Source organism: Prevotella sp. TF12-30, from assembly GCF_003436715.1.
GTDB classification, from domain to species: domain Bacteria; phylum Bacteroidota; class Bacteroidia; order Bacteroidales; family Bacteroidaceae; genus Prevotella; species Prevotella copri_A.
The window spans coordinates 1-395 of record NZ_QSQJ01000083.1 but is presented as its reverse complement, the minus strand read 5'-3'; the positions used below and the strand labels follow the sequence as shown (position 1 = coordinate 395).

The following is a 395-nucleotide window of genomic DNA, read 5'->3' as shown; positions in this document are numbered from 1 at the left end:
TCATCATAACCCGTCTTGATAACGCTGCGCTGATAGCGCAGATTCTCCATGTGACGGACATAATCATTCTTTTCCGCTACGGTCAACTTATCTATATCCAGGCATTTGCGGGCATCTGCCAAACCTGGGGCCTGGGCTGCCTCGCTGATCTCACCGGTCTTGAGAAACTCGATCCATTCATCCAGATTGTTCACCGCCAGCTTATCGAAGTTGTTCACGCAGAGCAGATAATACTCCGGGAATATGTCTCCGGCTTCGCGATTAGTCTTGCGACCTTGAGGGATTTCATCACCGAAGAAGAGTTCACTCTGTCGGTTAGAGAGTTTCAGGATATCATCCGGCTGATGCAGTCCTTGGAACATCGTCTTGCCATGATATACATAATCCTTAGCCTG

Annotated in this window: 1 pseudogene; it reads right to left on the bottom strand. The window is 48.9% G+C overall.

The window, feature by feature from the left end:
• A pseudogene (locus DXD25_RS16995) lies at nucleotides 1-395 on the bottom strand (hypothetical protein); the annotation flags it as partial.